This window comes from Allorhizobium borbori (assembly GCF_014196535.1).
GTDB lineage: Bacteria > Pseudomonadota > Alphaproteobacteria > Rhizobiales > Rhizobiaceae > Ectorhizobium > Ectorhizobium borbori.
In genome coordinates, this window is the sequence record NZ_JACIDU010000013.1 from 29158 (window position 1) to 48363 (window position 19206).

Annotated in this window: 20 protein-coding genes; 11 read left to right on the forward strand and 9 right to left on the reverse strand. The window is 58.9% G+C overall.

Features of this window, described 5'->3' with window-relative positions:
• Positions 1–8: 8 nt before the first annotated feature.
• From flgG to GGQ66_RS15620, 10 genes are all read left to right on the forward strand, one after another.
• Entirely contained in the window at positions 9–797 is a 789-nt protein-coding gene (flgG, locus tag GGQ66_RS15575; protein ID WP_183793657.1) for a flagellar basal-body rod protein FlgG, read from the forward strand.
• A gap of 19 nt (positions 798–816) precedes the next feature.
• Positions 817–1296 (forward strand): flagellar basal body P-ring formation chaperone FlgA, encoded by a 480-nt coding sequence (gene flgA, locus GGQ66_RS15580; RefSeq protein WP_183793658.1) that lies wholly within the window; start codon positions 817–819, stop codon positions 1294–1296.
• Complete coding sequence (locus GGQ66_RS15585; protein WP_183793659.1) at positions 1293–2411, forward strand: flagellar basal body P-ring protein FlgI; 1119 nt, start codon at positions 1293–1295, stop codon at positions 2409–2411. The genes flgA and GGQ66_RS15585 overlap by 4 nt, the downstream gene beginning before the upstream one ends.
• Entirely contained in the window at positions 2408–2953 is a 546-nt protein-coding gene (locus GGQ66_RS15590; RefSeq protein ID WP_183793660.1) for a MotE family protein, read from the forward strand. The genes GGQ66_RS15585 and GGQ66_RS15590 overlap by 4 nt, the downstream gene beginning before the upstream one ends.
• Positions 2950–3672, forward strand: coding sequence for a flagellar basal body L-ring protein FlgH (flgH, locus tag GGQ66_RS15595; protein ID WP_183793661.1), 723 nt, complete (start codon positions 2950–2952; stop codon positions 3670–3672). Before GGQ66_RS15590 ends, flgH begins: the two co-directional genes overlap by 4 nt.
• 37 nt (positions 3673–3709) lie before the next feature.
• Positions 3710–4267, forward strand: a complete 558-nt coding sequence (locus tag GGQ66_RS15600; RefSeq protein ID WP_183793662.1) for a flagellar basal body-associated FliL family protein — start codon at positions 3710–3712, stop codon at positions 4265–4267.
• Positions 4264–5001: a flagellar type III secretion system pore protein FliP gene (fliP, locus tag GGQ66_RS15605; RefSeq protein WP_183793663.1), complete on the forward strand. Its 738-nt coding sequence runs from the start codon at positions 4264–4266 to the stop codon at positions 4999–5001. The genes GGQ66_RS15600 and fliP overlap by 4 nt, the downstream gene beginning before the upstream one ends.
• A gap of 117 nt (positions 5002–5118) precedes the next feature.
• The gene (locus GGQ66_RS15610; protein ID WP_183793664.1) at positions 5119–6633 is read left to right on the forward strand and encodes a class I SAM-dependent methyltransferase; all 1515 of its coding nucleotides are present in this window, start codon (positions 5119–5121) and stop codon (positions 6631–6633) included.
• A gap of 46 nt (positions 6634–6679) precedes the next feature.
• Entirely contained in the window at positions 6680–7642 is a 963-nt protein-coding gene (locus GGQ66_RS15615; protein ID WP_183793665.1) for a hypothetical protein, read from the forward strand.
• The gene (locus tag GGQ66_RS15620) at positions 7624–8439 is read left to right on the forward strand and encodes a DUF4422 domain-containing protein (protein ID WP_183793666.1); all 816 of its coding nucleotides are present in this window, start codon (positions 7624–7626) and stop codon (positions 8437–8439) included. Before GGQ66_RS15615 ends, GGQ66_RS15620 begins: the two co-directional genes overlap by 19 nt.
• 10 nt (positions 8440–8449) lie before the next feature.
• Here GGQ66_RS15620 and rfbC read toward each other — a convergent pair whose 3' ends face one another.
• The 6 genes from rfbC to GGQ66_RS15650 all read right to left on the reverse strand — a co-directional run bounded on the left by rfbC (position 8450) and on the right by GGQ66_RS15650 (position 15137).
• Entirely contained in the window at positions 8450–8989 is a 540-nt protein-coding gene (rfbC, locus tag GGQ66_RS15625; RefSeq protein WP_183793667.1) for a dTDP-4-dehydrorhamnose 3,5-epimerase, read from the reverse strand.
• The gene (locus GGQ66_RS15630; RefSeq protein ID WP_183793668.1) at positions 8982–9881 is read right to left on the reverse strand and encodes an NAD-dependent epimerase/dehydratase family protein; all 900 of its coding nucleotides are present in this window, start codon (positions 9879–9881) and stop codon (positions 8982–8984) included. The genes rfbC and GGQ66_RS15630 overlap by 8 nt, the downstream gene beginning before the upstream one ends.
• 1 nt (position 9882) lies before the next feature.
• Positions 9883–11244, reverse strand: coding sequence for a lipopolysaccharide biosynthesis protein RfbH (gene rfbH, locus GGQ66_RS15635; protein WP_237358946.1), 1362 nt, complete (start codon positions 11242–11244; stop codon positions 9883–9885).
• Complete coding sequence (gene rfbG / locus GGQ66_RS15640; protein ID WP_370686363.1) at positions 11232–12359, reverse strand: CDP-glucose 4,6-dehydratase; 1128 nt, start codon at positions 12357–12359, stop codon at positions 11232–11234. Before rfbG ends, rfbH begins: the two co-directional genes overlap by 13 nt.
• On the reverse strand, positions 12344–13111 hold the full coding sequence (gene rfbF / locus GGQ66_RS15645) for a glucose-1-phosphate cytidylyltransferase (protein WP_183793669.1): 768 nt from the start codon (positions 13109–13111) through the stop codon (positions 12344–12346). Before rfbF ends, rfbG begins: the two co-directional genes overlap by 16 nt.
• A gap of 94 nt (positions 13112–13205) precedes the next feature.
• Complete coding sequence (locus GGQ66_RS15650) at positions 13206–15137, reverse strand: O-linked N-acetylglucosamine transferase, SPINDLY family protein (RefSeq protein ID WP_237358947.1); 1932 nt, start codon at positions 15135–15137, stop codon at positions 13206–13208.
• A 342-nt stretch (positions 15138–15479) separates the two neighbouring features.
• On the opposite strand from GGQ66_RS15650, the gene GGQ66_RS15655 reads away from it, so the two are divergent.
• A complete protein-coding gene (locus tag GGQ66_RS15655) occupies positions 15480–16358 on the forward strand; it encodes a flagellin N-terminal helical domain-containing protein (protein ID WP_183793670.1) in 879 nt (292 codons plus the stop codon).
• A gap of 282 nt (positions 16359–16640) precedes the next feature.
• Here the strand turns inward: GGQ66_RS15655 and GGQ66_RS15660 are convergent, their stop codons facing one another.
• The 3 genes from GGQ66_RS15660 to GGQ66_RS15670 form a co-directional block, all read right to left on the reverse strand.
• On the reverse strand, positions 16641–17522 hold the full coding sequence (locus GGQ66_RS15660) for a flagellin N-terminal helical domain-containing protein (RefSeq protein ID WP_183793671.1): 882 nt from the start codon (positions 17520–17522) through the stop codon (positions 16641–16643).
• Between the two features lie 296 nt (positions 17523–17818).
• Positions 17819–18700: a flagellin N-terminal helical domain-containing protein gene (locus GGQ66_RS15665; RefSeq protein WP_183793672.1), complete on the reverse strand. Its 882-nt coding sequence runs from the start codon at positions 18698–18700 to the stop codon at positions 17819–17821.
• A 261-nt stretch (positions 18701–18961) separates the two neighbouring features.
• Positions 18962–19126, reverse strand: a complete 165-nt coding sequence (locus GGQ66_RS15670) for a hypothetical protein (RefSeq protein WP_183793673.1) — start codon at positions 19124–19126, stop codon at positions 18962–18964.
• Positions 19127–19206: the final 80 nt, after the last annotated feature.

Genomic DNA, 19206 nt, shown 5'->3' on the forward strand with positions numbered 1-19206 from the left:
ACGGTAAGATGAGAGCACTCGCCATCGCAGCTACCGGCATGGACGCCCAGCAGACAAACCTGGAAGTCATCGCCAACAACATCGCCAACATCAACACGACCGGCTACAAGCGCAGCCGCGCCGAGTTCACCGACCTTCTTTACCAGACGGAACGGGCCGGTGGCGTTGCCAACCGCGCCAACCAGTCGGTCGTGCCGGAAGGCGCGAATATCGGTCTCGGCGTGCAGACCTCCGCCGTGCGCAAGCTGCATATGCAGGGTGAACTGACGCAGACGAGCAACGACCTCGACCTCGCGATTGTCGGCCGTGGCTGGTTCACGGTTCAGGCTTCCGACGGTTCGACGCTCTACAGCCGCGCCGGCGCCTTCAACAAGGATGCGCAGGGCAATCTGGTGACGGTGGACGGCTACACCGTTCTGCCGCAAATCACCATTCCGCAGGACGTGACCGAAATCCAGATCGGCCAGGACGGGACCGTCAACGTGCGGATCGGCAATGACTCGAACTTCACGCAGGTCGGCCAGCTCCAGCTTGCCAACTTTGCCAACGAAGCCGGTCTGAAGCCGCTCGGCGACAATCTGTTCATGCAGACGGAAGCCTCCGGTGAGGCGGTGATCTCCAATCCGCAGGAAACCGGGTACGGCTACGTCAAGCAGGGCTATCTGGAATCGTCCAACGTCGATCCGGTCAAGGAAATCACGGACCTGATCTCGGCGCAGCGCGCCTACGAAATGAATTCCAAGGTCATCACGACGGCCGATGAAATGGCTTCGATCGTCAGCAAGAACCTGAAGTAATCCGAAAGGGTGGGCAAGCATGAGGTTTCGCCGTCAATACGCAATCATGGGCCGCGCGCTCGCCGTGGCGGCGGCCTCCTTCCTGTCCATGGCCGGTTCGGCCTCTGCCGATGGCGAATTCGCCATCGTACCGGTCATGACCATTTTCCCGGGTGAAACGATCACGGAAAGCCGGGTGAAATCGGTCGAGGTCACGAACCCCAACATCGCGCCCGGCTATGCCAGCGCGGTGGAGGATGTGGTTGGCCGGATTGCCAAGCGCACGCTGGTGGCCGGGCGGACCATTCCGATGGCCGTGCTGCGTGAACCCTTTACCGTTCAGCGCGGCACCCCGATCCGTCTGATTGCCCGCATGGGCACGCTTTCCATTTCGGCGTCTGGCACGCCGCTCGCGGATGCGATGACCGGTGATGTCATCCGCGTCCGCAATCTCGATTCCGGTGTCACCGTTTCCGGCACGGTTATGGCGGATGGCACCGTGGAGGTGATGAAGAAATGAGACTGAGTCTGTTCCTGACCGCTCTGGTCACGGCATTTGCCCTCGCCACAGGCGCTTTTGCCACCGGCACCACGGTCTCGCGTATCAAGGATATCGCCTCGCTCCAGTCGGGCCGCGACAACCAGTTGATCGGCTATGGTCTCGTGGTCGGTCTGCAGGGCACGGGCGACAGCCTTCGTTCCTCGCCGTTCACCGAGCAGTCCATGCGCGCCATGCTGCAGAACCTCGGCATCTCCACACAGGGCGGCCAGTCGAGCGCGAAGAACGTCGCCGCCGTCATGGTCACCACCAACCTGCCACCCTTTGCCAGCCCCGGCAGCCGCATCGATGTCAACGTCTCCTCGCTGGGTGATGCTTCGTCGCTGCGCGGCGGCACGCTCGTCATGACCTCGCTTTCCGGTGCCGATGGCCAGATCTACGCGGTGGCGCAGGGGGCGGTCATCGTGTCCGGCTTCAGCGCGCAGGGTCAGGCCGCTTCGCTCAACGAAGGTGTCGTCACCGCAGGCCGCGTGCCGGGTGGTGCCATCATCGAACGCGAGTTGCCCTCGAAGTTCAAGGATTCGGTCAATCTGGTTCTGCAACTGCGCAATCCGGATTTCTCGACCGCTGTTCGCATTGCCGATGTCGTGAATGCCTATGGCCGCAAGACCTATGGCGGCGGCATTGCCGAAGCGCGCGATTCCCAGGAAGTCGCAGTTGCAAAGCCCGCCTCCGCCGACCTGACCCGACTGATGGCCGATATTGAGAACCTTCTGGTAGAAACCGATACGCCGGCCAAGGTGGTCATCAACGAGCGCACCGGCACCATCGTCATCGGTGCGGATGTGCGCGTCTCCCGTGTTGCCGTCAGCTATGGCACGCTCACGGTTCAGGTTACGGAAAGCCCGCAGGTCGTCCAGCCGCTGCCCTTCTCCAACGGTCAGACCATGGTCCAGCCGCAGACGGATATCGCGGCGCAGAAGACCGGTGGACCGGTCGCAGTGATCGAAGGCCCGGATCTCAAGACCCTCGTAGCCGGCCTCAATAATATCGGCGTCAAGCCCGACGGCATTATCGCGATCCTCCAGGGGATCAAGTCGGCCGGCGCCCTCCAAGCGGAGCTTGTCCTGCAATGATTGCCAACAAGAGCCTTTCCCGTCTGATGGCCCATGTCACCCCGGGTCGCCTTCTCTCCCTCGGCTTCGTTCTCGTGGCGCTCACCGGCGCGCAGGCGCAGGAAACAGCCGCGCCGCCGCCGCTCGCAGGTGGCTCGCAGGATGAGATCAAGCAGTTCTGCACAAACATCGCGGATGCCGCCCGCGATCAGCGCTACCTGCTCCAGAAGCAGGATCTCGACAAGCTCCAGACGGAGGTCAACGACCGCATTACGGTGCTTGAAAAGCGCAAGACGGAATACGAGGACTGGCTGAAGAAGCGCAACGACTTCATGAAACAGGCCGAGGCCGGCCTCGTTGATATCTACAAGACCATGAAGGCCGATTCCGCTGCGCCGCAATTGCAGGAAACCAATCCCATTCTGGCCGCCGCCATCATCATGAAGCTGCCGGCCAAGCAATCCGGCCTGATCATGGCCGAAATGGACCCGAAGAAAGCGGGCGTCATTGCCGCGATCATGGCAAGCGCCGCCGATCCGTTGACGTCGAAGGACCCGTCATGAAAAAGCTTACCCTCGTCTTTCTGGCGGCGACAATCCTTGCGGGTTGCCAGTCGGTCGAAAAAAACCAGACTCTTCGTGAAATCGGCAATGCCCCGTCCATGAGCCCCATCGGCTCCGGTCTTGCCTTCGGCCAGACGCCGCAAATGGCGCAGTATCCGAAGCAGCCGCGCCACATGGCAAGCGGCTACTCGCTGTGGAGCGACAGCCAGGCCGCGCTCTTCAAGGATGCGCGCGCGCTGAATGTCGGCGATATCCTGACGGTCAACATTTCCATCAACGACAAGGCGTCGTTCGATAACACCACTGACCGCAGCCGCAAGAACAGCAAGGAAACGAACTGGAAGGCCGCCGCCGAAATTCTCGGCTGGAAGCCCAAGGCCGATTCCAACCTCGGCTTCGATTCCGACAGCCAGAGCAAGGGCAAGGGTTCGATCAGCCGTTCCGAGAAGCTGACGCTGCTCGTCGCGGCGGTCGTGACCGGTATCATGGAAAACGGCAATCTGGTCATCAGCGGCTCGCAGGAAGTGCGCGTGAACCACGAAATCCGCATCCTCAACGTTGCCGGTATCGTGCGTCCGCAGGACGTCAACGCCGACAACACGATCTCCTATGACCGGATCGCCGAAGCCCGCATCTCCTACGGTGGCCGTGGTCGCCTGATGGAAGTGCAGCAGCCGCCGGTGGGTCAGCAGATCGTCGATATCTATTCGCCGATCTGATGAAGCCCCGCATTTTGAGTGGAAGGAACGCTTAGGCATGGCCGACGAATTGGTGCCGGTAGGCGAAGAAGCCCCGAAAAAGAAGAAGTCGGGTCTGGTGATGACCATCGTCGGGGTTCTCGTCCTCACGTTGGTTGGGGCAGGCGGCGGCTGGTTCGTCGGCGGCATGCTTGCGCCTTCCGTTTCCGAGGCGCAGGCGGAAAAGGACAAGGCGGCGGCGGCAGAACATGCGGCCGCGCCCACTGCCGGTGGCGAGCATGGCGGCGGTGAGAAGAAGGAAGATGCCGGCCTGCCGCGCGTTGCGACGGCTGCGAACGGCACCGTGCTTCTCGAGCCCATCATGGCCAATCTTGCCTATCCCACGGAAAGCTGGGTCCGGCTGGAGGTCGCGCTGATGTTCAACGGCGCCCCCGATGCGCCGCTGGCCGAAACCATTCACCAGGACATACTTGCCTATCTGAAGACGGTTTCGCTCCAGCAGATTCAGGGGCCGCGGGGCTTTCAATATCTCCGGGAAGACCTTCAGGAACGTGTTGACCTGCGCTCGCAAGGACGGGTATCCAAGGTTCTGTTCAGAACCTTTGTGATCGAATGATTCGGAAGCTCCTGCTCATCGCCGCGCTTCTGGCGGTACCGCAACTGGCATACGCCCAGCAATTGCCGACGGAGCTATTCAACGCGCCGCTGGAAGGCTCCGCTGCTGCCTGGATTGTCCGCACCTTCGGGCTTCTGACCATCCTGTCGGTTGCGCCGGGCATTCTCGTCATGGTGACGAGTTTTCCGCGCTTCATCATCGTCTTTTCCATCCTGCGATCGGGCATGGGCATCGGTTCGACACCCTCGAACATGATCCTGTCATCCCTGGCGTTGTTCATGACATTCTACGTCATGTCGCCGACGCTGGAGCGGTCGTGGCAGGAAGGCGTCCAGCCGCTTCTCCAGAACCAGGTGACCGAGCAACAGGCCGTCGGGCTGATTGCCGAACCCTTCCGCAAGTTCATGATCGCCAATACGCGCGACAAGGATCTGGCGCTGTTCGTGGACATCGCGCGTGAAAAGGGTCAGACGATCCAGTTGGGCGAGGCGACCGAGTACCGTGTGCTCATTCCGGCCTTCATGCTGTCGGAAATCCGCCGAGGCTTCGAAATCGGCTTCCTTATCCTGCTGCCGTTCCTGGTCATCGACATGGTCGTCGCCGCCATCACCATGGCCATGGGTATGATGATGCTGCCCCCGACCTCGATCTCGCTGCCGTTCAAGATTCTCTTTTTCGTGCTGATCGATGGCTGGAACCTGCTGGTCGGTTCGCTGGTAAGATCGTTCGTCTGACAGCGCAAGCTTGCCACAGGCTTCAACCACTAGCGTGGTAGGCAAAGCTGAAACGCATCCGACCGGAAGCGGGCTATCGATACGAGAGCATATATGAACAGTGCCGTGCCGCGGGGTATGTTACCCCGCCTCCTCAACCTCGGCTGTGGAAAAGACTTCCGCCAGGATGCCTTCAATATCGATCGTAACCCGCTATGCGCGGTTGACGCCGTTCTCGATCTAGAAACTTTTGTGCCCGGTCGTACATTGACGCTCGACACGGTGCGCTTTGGCCGCGTCTCCCTTACGGAAGGCAGCTTCGACACGATCATTGCCCACAATGTGCTTCAACAGGCCCGGGATCTTGAGCGCCTTCTGGATGTCTGCCGCTATCTCCTGAAAGCTGACGGGGTACTCGATATTGTGGTGCCTTACGATCTCTCCTTCGGAGCCTGGGCCGATCCGGCGAATGTTCGCGCGTTCAACGAGCAAACCTTTCAGACGCTGAGCGAGGGTGAGGGGCGGAGCGGCTGGAGCGAAAGCCATTTCGAAGTTTCGAACCTTAATTATGTCCCGAGCGCTATCGGCAAGGAATTAAGCGAGCGCGGTCTCTCGGGGCAGGAAATTGCCGGTATGCCGCGAACCATTGACGCGCTTTCGGCTGTCTTGATCAAGGTCGTGCCCAAAAAGGTGGAGGTGCGGACAACACCAGCAAACTCGACCGCATCCGCTGCCGTTCCCGCTTTCAATACACCTCAGGATACGAGTCCGCTCGTTCCCTTTCCTCGCGGCTGGGAAGGCCACAAGGATCGCCATTGTATCTGGATCGTTACGCCGCCGGGCTTTGTCCACAGTCAGGCCTTTTCCGAAGTGGCGTTTACATTGCAATGCGCCTTCGAGGAACTGGGTGGCTCGGCGCCGATCGTCACTGACATTGCTGGTTGGAAGGATCGTGCCCCGATCATCTACGGCGGTAATCTCCTGCCGCAGGATATCATTGATGTTCTTCCCGAAGACAGCGTTCTGGTCAATCTCGAGCAGATCGTGACCGGCAGTGACTGGTTGAGCGATAAATATATCGCCATCCTCAAGGCCCTGCCACTGATAGACTACAGCGACTTGAACCGGGCGGCACTTGTGCAACGCGGCATTACGCATGCGCAATCGATGGAGATCGGCTATGCCGCGCCATTGACGCGCATCGCACCCGCTCCTGTTCAGGATGTCGACGTCCTGTTCTACGGTTCTCTTTGCGAACGTCGCATCAAGATTCTCGACGCGCTGAAGGCCGAAGGCCTGAAGGTGCTGCACCTCTTTGGCGTTTACGGGGAGAAGCGGGACGAAGCCATTGCGCGTGCCAAGATCGTTCTCAACATCAACAGCTTCGATGACGGCGTGTTCGAAATCGTTCGTGTATCCTACCTGCTGGCAAACCGGGTTTGTGTCGTCACAGAGGGTAGAGCGGACGACCCGGCGATCGAACCGTTCCGCGACGGGTTGGAAGTCGCCCCCTTCGAAGAGATCGTGGCCCGTTGCAAGGCCCTCGTCGAGGACGAACCGCGTCGTCGCGCACTGGCGAAAAAGGGGTTTGCCGCAATGGCGGCCCGCTCTCAGGCTGCTTACCTCAAGGTTCTGATGGATGGTCGCGCATGACGATCTCCAGAAGTACCAATCCTTCTTCAGTCCTTGGGGGCATCGAATGACCGCCAATACGCTTTCGGACATGATTGCAAAAGTTGCCGCACAAATTCACTTTCCGCCCCGGGAAGAGGTTATTCTGCAGGCTGCGGCAAACGACTCGGTCGTGCTTTACCAGCCCTATATTGGCGAGGCACAGCGACAGATACTCAATCCTGAAGCCATTCCCTTCGATATTTCCTTCAATACGGCACCGGATACACGGGAATACGAGCTGTTTGCCGTTCTTCATGGCTTTCATAACCGGATTGGCCTTGATGAAAGCGCATTCTGGGGACTCATTTCACCGCGTTTCGAGTGGAAGGCTGCCCGGCCGTTTCGTTATTTTCTCGCCGAGGCGCAGCGGGCGCAGGCCGAGGGCTTCGATTGCTACGCCTTCAACCCGATGATCGGCAATGCCGCGATCTATGCCAATGTCTGGGAGCAGGGCGATCATCCCGGTATGGACAAGATTGTCGAGTTCCTCGATGCGGCCGGCCTGCCGGTGAATAACGTGCAGGGGGTCGATCGCTTCTTCTTCTGCAATTACGTCTGTGGCAACCGGCGCTTCTGGAACGGCTATTTCGATTTTTGCGAAAAAGTGCTGAGCGCGTTGCAGGAACAATATGAGCACGGCACGGCCGCCGGGCTGATCTATGGCGGCACGGGTCATTATTCGAGAGACAACACCGCTCGGATGCGCCCTTTCGTTATCGAACGTCTGTTGGGCATCTATCTTGAGATTGCCGCACCGCAGGGGCTCAAAGTTGCGCGTCATGTGCCGACACTGGCTGATTTCGAGTGGAAGTTCGGGCCGCGTGTCGGCGGCAAGCTCAAGAAGATCCTGTCGTGGAAGGAGGTTTTCCTGGGTCTCGGCGATCAGGGAGCGTTCGAAGCCTGGCAGGAGCTTAGGCTGCCTGTTCTACGCGAACCGCATATCGTCATCTTCGGGGATGACCCGCCCGGATGGGTCGCGCGGCGCTGACCAGCCAATTCCCGCCTCTTTCTTACAGCCCGGAGGCTTTTGCCGCCGCCAAGGAGTTTCCAATGCTTCAGAGCTACGTTGCCTGCCATGTTCCCCTCCCGCCTCTGAACCTGAGTTACACGGCGCAAATTCAGACGGGTGCAGGCTCCAAGCAACATTGGGATAACTTCCTGCATGATGATAGCGGCGATAATATCACCGGAAAGAACCGTTACTTCGGCGAGCACACCGGTCTCTACTGGGTGTGGAAGAACACCCAAGTGGAAGCGGTTGGCTGGTGTCATTATCGGCGTTATTTCTCTCCGATCCTCTTTCCCGAAAGCCAGTATATGGTGGAGGTGACGCGCGATTCCGCCCAGACGATCCTGAGCGTCGACCCCGCCGGTACTATATTCAACTATGAGTTGGCTTTCTCGGACATCATCCTCCCGCGCCATATACAGCTGGGCGGCAGCATTGCCGCGCAATATTGCCGTTTCCACCGGCAGGAAGACTGGCTAGAGATGATGCGCGCGCTTTACGACTTCTATCCGGACGAGGCGCCGGCCATTCAGAAATTCTTCGATACTCAGGCATCGATTCACCCGGCCTGCCTGTTCATGACCAAGCGACCGCATTTCGAAGCTTTTTGCGAATGGCTCTTCCCGTTCCTTTTCCATCTGGAAATGCGCATCGTGCCGAGTGAAGACGACTATCAGTGCCGCGTCTTCTCATACCAGGCCGAGCGGCTGTTCAACTGGTGGGTGGCATCGCGCGGCTTGCAGGTCGTCTATCGCCCGCATCTGATGATCGCATGAGGCCCCGACCTCAGAAAGGGCTGTCGAACCGCGAGAGTGGCAGGAACCCAAGGTCGCGGTCAGACAGAAGCGGCTCACGTACCGGCCATTCGAAACCGAAGCTTGACCATAATATGCCGCTGTCCTCGGCCGGGGTGTAGACACTAGTGACATTATAAACGGTCATGGCATCTTCGCTTAGCGCCAGAAAGCCATGGGCACAGCCTTCGGGTATGTAAAGCAGGGTGCCCTTGTCGGCATTGAGCTCGAACGAGACAAACTGGCCGTAGCTGGGTTCACTCCGGCGCAGGTCGACGACGACATCCAGAATGCGGCCTGCCGCGCAATGGACAAGCTTGGCGTGCTGGGCGGGAGGGGTCTGAAAATGCATTCCGCGCAGAACGCCCTTGCGCGAGAGGGAGTAGTAGCTTTCGGCGAAGTCTGTGCGCAGGCCGTGTGCCGTGAAAAAATCGGCATGGAACGTCTTCACGAAACGTCCGCGGGTATCGCTACGGACAACCGGGTCGAGGCGCATCAATCCGGCGATTTCCGTCTTCGAAATCTCAAACATTGTCGGTTCTCTTCAACGTCAATGCCAGACCGTCCCGCAGCGTGATCGCTGCGTGCCAGTCCGGCAAAACCGGCCCGGTCCACGGTGACATCACTTCGCGGGCGCGGTAGGGGCGGGCACCCCAGTTGATTTGTGGCTGACGACCGAAGACATCGCTGAAGAGCGCCACGAAATCGCGCAGGCTCAGCCGTTCCGGCCCCGGCAGGGCATAGCTGCGGCCCTCACCGGCCGCAAGCCGCTGCACTTCGCGGGCAGCCTGTTCGAAACCCGCCGTGACGTCGTCGATATAGAGCGGGCAGATGATCTGGTCTCCGCCCGACATGTCGAAAAGCTCGCCGGAGGCAGAAATTTTCTGCAGGAGGCTGATTAGCTTGGGGCGAGGATCATCCGGACCGAATGTGTCGTACAGTTTCAGCGTTACGGTCTTCAGTCCGTGGGCTGAGCGGTAATAGTCCATGATGGGCTGGAATGCAGCCTTCGTCGCGGCATAGAGGCAGACTGGTTCGGCCACGGCGTCGGAAAGGCTTTCCCAGGATGTGCCGGTATTCACCAGTTGGTTTACACCCGTGCGCGCCATCGCATCAACCAATTGCGTGGCAAAGTGCAAGTTCGTGCTGATTAGGCTCTCGATATCGGACGGCTTGTGCTCGGCGATGAACCGCGAGGCCAAGTGAAACACCGTTTCCGGACAGATACCGGCCAGAATATCGGCGAGACCGTCCGCCGTTCCGTCATGGATGTGGCAGGCCACGCCCATGTCGGTCAGGAAGCCGATCTCGGATTCCGGGCGCACGATGGCGGCGACGGTTTCACCCCGTTGCCGAAGCCGTCGGGCGAGGTTACGCCCGATGAAACCGGTTGCGCCGGTAATGAGAACGCCGCTTCTTTCCATGTCAGAATTTCGCGAAGAATGCGGCGAAGCGGTCTGCGACGAAATCGAAATGGCCTTCGTTCAGTCCGGGATACAGGCCGATCCAGAAGGTACGTTCCGTTACGATGTCCGAGTTGGTCAGGTCGCCCGCCACGCGGTAATTGTAATTCTTCATGTAGGGCTGGCGAATGATGTTACCGCCGAACAGCAGGCGCGTGCCGATCTTGTGACCGTTCAGCTCGGCCAGCAGATCTTCGCGGCTGAAAGGCAGTCCCTCGCGCAGCGTGATCGGGAAACCGAACCATGAGGGATCGCTACCCGGTGTTGCCCTGGGGAGGATCATGCGGTCCTCGAAGCGGGAAAGCCGTTCGGTCAGGGCAGCGAAGTTGTGCTTACGGGCGGCGATGAAGCCTTCCACCCGGTCGAGCTGAGCTACGCCTACAGCGGCCTGCATGTCGGTGATCTTCAGATTGTAGCCGGCGTGGCTGTAAATGTACTTGTGGTCGTAACCTTCCGGCAAATCTCCCAGCTTCCATTTGTAACGCTTGCGGCAGGTGTTGTCCTGGCCCGGGTCGCACCAGCAGTCCCGGCCCCAGTCACGCATGGATTCCGCAACACGCCGCAAGAAGGAATTGCGGGTGAAGACCGCGCCGCCTTCGCCCATGGTAATGTGATGCGCCGGATAGAAGCTCAGGGTGGAGATGTCGCCGAACGAACCTACCAGTTTGCCGTCATAGGTGGTGCCGAGCGCATCGCAGCAGTCTTCAACGACCCAGAGGTCATGGGCCTTGGCAACGCGCATCACCTCCTTCAGGTTAAAGGCATTGCCCAGCGTATGGGCGAGCATAATGGCACGGGTCTTCGGTGTAATCGCCGCTTCGATGTCCTCGGCCTTGATGTTGTAGGTCGGGATATCGATGTCGAGGAAGACAGGCACGAGGCCGTATTGCAGCAACGGGTTGATGGTCGTGGGGAAGCCGGCGGCCACCGAGATCACCTCGTCACCCGGCTTGAGCGCCCGCGGTCCCAAGGTCGGCGAGGTGAGGGACGACAGGGCCACCAGATTGGCAGACGAGCCGGAATTCACGGTCAGCACATGATGGACGCCAAGGAACTTTGACAGCTTCTTCTCGAATTCGCGATTGAAACGGCCCGTCGTTAGCCAGAAATCCAGAGCGGAATCGACCAGAAGTTCCATCTCGGAGGCACCATAGACCTTGCCGGATGGTGGAATGACGCTTTCGTCGGGAACGAAGGCGGCCGGCGCGTGGGCGACCTCCGCATAACGGCGCGTCATGGCGAGGATCGCGTCGCGAAGGCGTGCCGGATCTGCCTCCTTCAGGAATGTTTCGACCGGGTCCGCTTCGATCGTCATGAAAGACATTTAACCATCCTGTTTTCGAGTGAGACCGGAGCGGCCTGGGCATTGGTGTAGGTGGCGATCTGCGCCATCGTCACGGCGCGCATGTCCTCGCCGGCCTGATAGGCCCGATACCAGGCGACGATGTTGCCGAGCGCGGCATCGAGATCCCAGCGCGGCGTCCAGCCGAGATGTATGCGTGCCTTGGAGCAATCCAGTTTCAGAAGACTGGCCTCGTGCGGCTGGCTGTTGTTTTCCAGGCAAACCGGCCCTTCTGTCAGGCCCCAGAGATCGCACAGCCGGTTGGCGACCGACACGACCGGTGCATGATCGTCGTCGCCGGGGCCGAAATTCCAGGCGCCGGCTCGGTCGGCTTTTCCCTCTGCCATGTCCTGCACCAGCATCAGATAGCCGCGCAACGGTTCCAGCACATGCTGCCAGGGGCGCACCGAACCGGGCCTGCGCAGGAGGGGGCGTCGGCCTTCCATCAGCGCGGCCATGATGTCAGGTACCAGCCGGTCCCGCGCCCAGTCGCCGCCGCCAATGACATTGCCGGCGCGCGCCGAGGCGATGGCCACCTGCCGCTCGTGCCCCGGCTTCATCAGGAAGGAACGGCGATAGGCCGACACCACGAGTTCCGTGCAGCCCTTGCTGCTGCTGTAGGGGTCGTAACCGCCCATAGGGTCATCCTCGCGATAACCCCAGATCCACTCGCGGTTCTCGTAGCATTTGTCGGTGGTGATCACCACGACCGACTTTACGCTCGGCGTCGCACGAACGGCTTCCAGAAGATGAACCGTGCCCATGACATTGGTGGCATAGGTTTCAACCGGATCTTCGTAGGAGCGCAGCACAAGGGGCTGTGCCGCCATGTGGATCACGACTTCTGCCTGGCTGCTTGCAAGAGCCCTTCTCAGGTGTTCCGCATCGCGGATATCGCCGATCGTATGATGGCAAAGCTCTGCCGCGCCGGTCGTGTCGAAAAGGGTCTGGTCCCCTTCGGGCGGGAGAGCATAGCCGAAGACCTCTGCGCCAAGACTCGAAAGCCAGAGTGTCATCCAGCTTCCCTTGAACCCGGTGTGACCGGTCAGAAAAACCCGACGCCCCTGCCAGAAAGCATCTGTCACCACTTGACCCACGGAGCCTCCTTGTTGGCCAGAAGGCCATCCAGCGCATTGCGGTCCCGCAACGTATCCATCGCGTGCCAGAACCCGTCGTGGCGATAGGCCTGAAGTTCGTTCGCCTCGACAAGCCGCTGCATCGGCTCCTGTTCCCAGATCGTCGCGGGACCGTCGATCAATGGTAGTACCTTCGGCGAAAGAACGAAGAAGCCACCGTTGATAAGGCCGCCATCGCCGCGCGGTTTCTCCTGGAAACCGACGACCGCATTCCCGTTCATTTCCATCGCACCGAAGCGGCCCTGCGGCAGAACGGCGGTGACCGTTGCAAGTTTTCCGTGCGCCTTGTGGAAGCGCAGGAGATCAGTGATATCGACGTCGCTGACGCCGTCGCCATAGGTGAAGCAGAAATCTTCATCGTCGAGATATTTGCCGATGGCACGCAGACGCCCGCCAGTCATGCTGTCCACACCGGTATCGGCGAGCGTTACCTTCCACGGTTCGCATGTGCCCTGATGCAGGGTCATGCCGTTATTGCTGAGGTCTAGCGTCACGTCATGGTTGTGCAGGAAGTAGTTGGCGAAGTATTCCTTGATCACGTAGCCCTTGTAGCCGAGGCAGACGATGAAATCCGTCAGCCCGTGATGGGCGTAGATTTTCATGATGTGCCAGAGGATCGGATGCCCACCGATCTCGACCATGGGCTTGGGCCGGGTTTGGGTCTCTTCGCTCAGGCGGCTTCCGAGGCCCCCGGCCAGTATGACGACCTTCATGTAATATCTCCTTCGCCTCCGGCACTTGCAGCAACCGGCTTTTTATCGTCAGTTTTCCGTGCTTCCGGCTGGTTAAAGCGACGATCAGACCGTCTTATGCGGTCCTGTCCGGCGCGAACGGTTGTTCACGGGGAGGCAGCGCAGGTACATCGATCACGTCCGGCGGCAGACCTGCCCGGGCGCGTTCGTAGATCAACTCGTAACCCTTTTCGAGATGGCGGGTGAAGCGTTCGGTATCGAAGAGGGGCTTGAGGAAGCGGTTTTCCTCGAGACGCTTATGGTAGGGCTTCAGCTTTTCCGGGTTGGCGGCGAAGTCCAGTGCCATGGCCTTGTAGGCTTCTACGTCTTCGGCAATCAGGTCCGGCACACCGAGATTGGACAGGAGGCTTTCGCTTACGCGCGAAGCGAAGTTCGTTCCCTTGACCGTCAGCACCGGCAGGCCGGCCCACAACTGTTCCGAGGTCGTCGTGTGGCCGTTCACCGGGTAGGTGTCGAGGCCGAGATCGGCGGCAGGAATACGGTTGAGGTGGTCCTTGAACGCGACCATGCCCATGAAGAAGATCCGTTTCGGTGAAATGCCGAGTTTTTCGAACCGGCGGATAATGTTGGCGCGGCTTTCCGGGTTGTTGTGCATGATCCACAGCACGCTGTTCGGCGCGCGCTTGAGAATGTCCGCCCAGATGGTGGTCATCTGGATCGTAATCTTGCGGTTCGTATTGAAGGACGCAAAGACGAATGCATCCTCCGGCAAGCCCAGTTCCGAACGCGGCGTCGGCACAGCAAGCGGACGATTGCTCGGGTCATTCGGCTGGTAGCATTCAGGCAGTCGGCAGAATTTTTCATCGTACCACGGCTGCGAGCTGTCGCGCAGGACCCATGGGTCGCCAATGATGTAGTCGAGGTCGATGCCCACCGTGCTGCCGGGAAAGCCCAGCCAGGCCACATGCACCGGCGCTGCGGCCTGATTGAAGATTTCGTGCCGGTTGTTGACCGTGTAACCCTTGAGGTCGATCAGGAGATCGATCTCATGCTTGCGGATTTCCTCGACGGCAGCCTCGGTCGACATGGTGCGGATGGTGACCACCTCACCCCATTTGCTGCGGTCGGCCTTGTTGTGGTCCAGAAACTGCTGAGGCGTGTTGCAGAAGAGGGTGATTTCGAATCGGCTGCGGTCGTGCTGCTCGAAGACGCCGCGCAGAAGCTTCATGGTGGCGTGCTGGTCCCAGAGGTCACCGGAGACATAGCCAATGCGGATCTTGTCTCCCCAGCGATGAGGCATGGCCCGTCGCTCGTCACGCCTGTTCTGCTCATAGACGCCGGTGCTGAGATGGGCGAGGCGATTGATTTTCTCGTTACCGCACCAGTGAAGATTGAAGAAGGGCTGGTCGAACTCGAAGACGCCCAGTTCGTCTTTCTCGATGATTTCATCGATGAACGGTTGATGGCGTTCGATCACATCGTATTTCGAATGTTCGCGGCAGATCGTCAGATAGAGAAGCCGCACGGCATTGTTGCGCGGAATTTTCTGCAGAATCCGGCGCGTTGCCTCCAGATGTTCGCGGCTGTCGGGCTGCCAGTCGCCATAGATCAGGCGCGCGGCCATGAGCAGGTGTTCTGAGTTGTCACTGCCCGCCAGCACCTGCTTGAAGGGAGCGGCCAGCGGCAGATCCCCGTGGCGCACCAGAAGGGTTGCCATGATATAGGCGATGTCCGGATCGCGGCGCGCCTGGGAAACCAGCCTGTTGCCAAGCGCCAGAGCAAGCTTGTCGTTTCCGCTTTCAAAGTGAAGGCGAAACGCCTCTGTCAGATAATCCGTATTCTTGGAGGTCGACTTCTCATAGGCGATTTGATACGCCGACGCCGCTTCCGATTTCAGATTGAGCTGCTCCAGATTGCGTGCGAGCAGCGCGTATGTGCGGGCATCCGTGTTGGGGTTGAGCATCTTGTTGAGACAACTCATGCTCTCGATGTAGCGTCCTGCCTTGAAGTCTTTCGACGCCGCTGCGTAGGAAATTTCGTTGTTCAAGGTCTGTTCCACCACGTTCACCTGTTCGCAATTCGTCTTTGGAAGCGATTTCGCTTTCCCAGCATGGCATTCGAACCTTGCTTGAAGCCGGTGTGCAGGGCTGGTGGAGGTGCCGGTCGACCGTTACCGTTTGTTAAGTATAGAAACCTCTCGGGTTCCGCCGGAGGAGCGTTTTAAGGTGTTGGCAAGTTTTGGCTGCGAGTGTGATCCTCACATGACGGGTTTGGTTTCCTCAAGAGTTCAAAGGAACCGAGTGGCATGAAGCCGTACTGTCATCGCCGGTAAACAGTTTTAAGTCCGGTATGTCCTCAATCAGTCACGCGTTTTTCAGGGGACAATCCAATGACGAGCATCAACACCAATTCTTCCGCAATGGCTGCACTCCAGACGCTGCGCAACGTGAACAACAACCTGGAAACCACGCAGGGTCGCGTGTCTTCCGGTTACAAGGTTGGTTCTGCTTCCGACAACGCAGCTTACTGGTCGATCGCAACGACCATGCGCTCCGACAACGGCGCCATCGGCGCTGCATCTGACGCTCTCGGGATTGGCGCCGCCAAGGTCGATGTCGCCTACGCAGCCGTCGAAAGCGCCATCGACGTCGTCAACGAAATCAAGACCAAGCTGGTTTCGCTGAACGAATCCACCGTCGACGACGACAAGGTCTGGGACGAAGTCAAGCAGCTTCAGGCTCAGCTCGTTTCGATCGCCAATGCCGCTTCGTTCAACGGCGAAAACTGGATGCTGGGTGCAACGGGCACCAACTCGGTCGTGACCGGCTTCGTCCGTACCTCCGGCAGCGGCGTCACCGTCACGTCGGAAACGATCACCACCGGCTCCTTCGCCCTGTTCGGCAAGAACGCTTCCACCGGCATGGCCGACACGGCCTCGGGCGTTCTTAAGGACATTGCTGCCTTCACGTCGGCTTCGCTGGCTTCTGGCGCTGTCGCTGCCTCGCTCAGCACGGTTGAAACGGCCCTGAAGGCCCTGACCACCGGCGGTTCGGTCCTCGGTTCCGTTTCCAAGCGCATCGATCTGCAGACGGAATTCGCGTCGAAGATTTCCGACGCCATCGAATCCGGTGTCAGCAAGCTCGTCGATGCCGACATGGAAGAAGAGTCTGCCCGCTTGTCTGCCCTGCAGACCCAGCAGCAGCTCGCGATCCAGTCCCTCTCGATCGCCAACTCTTCTTCGCAGAACGTTCTGTCGCTCTTCCGCTAAGAAGTGTTCAGCCTCGATTGATCGAGGTTTGCAACATCGGCCGCTCCGGATTTCCGGGGCGGCCTTTTGCATTTGATCTGGAAATTTTATCTTGTGGGTTGAGCCTGCGGAGCAGGCCGTTCGGGATGCGGCTTCTCGCCCGTCCGTCGTGCGCGCAGACGATAGCGATGGATAGAAATGGCAGGGAAGGTCTGCCAAGTGGAAGTGCATTCGAAATAGAAAACGCAAAAAGCCGACGGATTCGTATCCGCCGGCTTTGTCTGAGGCTCGATAGTATGGCGATTAGCTGCGGAAGAGCGACAGAATGTTCTGCGAAGAAGAGTTGGCGATCGAGAGGGACTGGACCGCGAGCTGCTGCTGGGTCTGCAGGGCAGACAGCTTGGCCGATTCTTCTTCCATGTCGGCATCGACGAGCTTGCTGACACCGGATTCGATGGCGTCGGAAAGCTTGTTGGAGAATTCCGTTTGCAGGTCGATACGCTTGGAGATCGAGCCGAGGACAGAGCCGCCGGTGGTCAGGGCCTTCAGGGCCGTTTCAACCGTGCTGAGCGAGGCAGCGACAGCGCCAGAAGCCAGCGAAGCCGACGTGAAGGCAGCAATGTCCTTAAGAACGCCCGAGGCCGTGTCGGCCATGCCGGTGGTGGCGTTCTTGCCGAACAGGGCGAAGGAGCCGGTGGTGACCGTTTCCGTCGTGACGGTGACGCCGCTGCCGGAGGTACGGACGAAGGCTGTCACGACCGAGTTGGTGCCCGTTGCACCCAGCATCCAGTTTTCGCCGTTGAACGAAGCAGAGTTGGCGATCGAAACGAGCTGGGACTGGAGCTGCTTGACTTCGTCCCAGACCTTGTCGTCGTCGACGGTGGATTCGTTCAGCGAAACCAGCTTGGTCTTGATTTCGTTGACGACGTCTATGGCGCTTTCGATGGCGGCGTAGGCAACGTCGACCTTGGCGGCGCCGACACCCAGGGCATCCGTAGCGGCGTTCACGGCGCCGTTATCGGAGCGCATGGTCGTCGCGATCGACCAGTAAGCAGCGTTGTCCTTGGCTTCAGCAATACGATAGCCCGACGAAACGCGGTTCTGAGTATTTTCGAGGCTGCTATTGACCGCGCGCAGCGTCTGAAGGGCGGACATAGCGGAAGTGTTAGTATTGATGCTGGTCATAATATTATTGCCCCTTAGTTTGGCAAATTTTTACAAGGGACATCCCAGATTAAAGCCGGGAACGATGATCGGCTACATGCCTGTTAACCATTATTTAATCATTAGGTTAACTCATCGTTTCGATGTGCTTATAAAACACTATTATGGTTAACAGGTGATAAACATGGATTTTGAAAATAAAAAACTCTGAAGAATTTTCTTACCGGGAGAGAAATTTCGAATTTCAGACACCAGAACGCAAAAAAGCCGCCCCAAGGGTCTCCTTGGGGCGGCGTGTGTCGATGCTAACCGGGCGATTAGCCGCGGAAGAGCGAGAGAATGTTCTGCGAAGAAGAGTTGGCGATCGAGAGGGACTGGATCGCGAGCTGCTGCTGGGTCTGCAGGGCAGACAGCTTGGCAGACTCTTCTTCCATGTTGGCATCGACCAGCTTGCTGACGCCGGATTCGATGGCGTCGGAAAGCTTGGTGGAGAATTCCGTCTGCAGGTCGATACGCTTGGAGATCGAGCCGAGGACAGAGCCGCCGGTGGTCAGGGCCTTCAGGGCCGTTTCAACCGTGCTGAGCGAGGCAGCAACAGCGGTGGAGGCCAGCGACAGCGACGTGAAGGCAGCGATGTCCTTCAGGACGCCCGAGGCCGTGTCGGCCATGCCGGTCGTGGCGTTCTTGCCGAACAGGGCGAAGGAGCCGGTGGTGATCGTTTCCGACGTGACGGTGACGCCGCTGCCGGAGGTGCGGACGAAGGAGGTCACGACCGAGTTGGTGGCCGTCGCACCCAGCATCCAGTTTTCGCCGTTGAACGAAGCGGCGTTGGCGATCGAAACGAGCTGGGACTGGAGCTGCTTGACCTCGTCCCAGACCTTGTCGTCATCGACGGTGGATTCGTTCAGCGAAACCAGCTTGGTCTTGATTTCGTTGACGACGTCGATGGCGCTTTCGACGGCTGCGTAGGCAACGTCGACCTTGGCGGCACCGACGCCGAGAGCGTCAGTGGCAGCGCCGATGGCGCCGTTGTCGGAGCGCATGGTCGTTGCGATCGACCAGTAGGCGGCGTTGTCGGAAGCGGAACCAACCTTGTAACCGGAAGACACGCGACCTTGTGTGGATTCCAGGTTGCTGTTGATGGAACGCAGCGTCTGGAGAGCTGCCATTGCGGAAGTGTTGGTGTTGATACTCGTCATACTAATACTTGCCCCTTAACTTGGCACTACTACAAGGGACATTCCGGAATATAACCGGGAACGATAGACAGCTACATGCTTGTTGACTTGTTAACTATTTTGTCAACCCATCGCTTTGCACGGCCATTAAAGCGCGCGATAGTTAATGTTGGATAAATGCTGGCGATTTTTATTTGGAGAGCCGGATTTTTCGGGAAAGCGCGTGGCGGTCAGAATATCTGAAGATACTGAAATAATAGACATCGCCATGACCTGCCTGCGTCACGCCTGTGCCCATGCGCGCGGTTTCAGGTGGGCGGCCCGGCGAGGCGCGGGGGCAAACGTTAACGACGGCTTCATCCGGGATGAAGGGTCATTAATATTCGTATCTGCACCATTAATTTTTTCGCCGGAAATCGCATCGAAAAGGCTGGAATGCGCGTTCATTCGGCTTTTTCAGTAACATCCTGTTAACATGTAACGCTTTGATTTTATAAAAAATTTATGGAGATTTACAGAAAATGAAT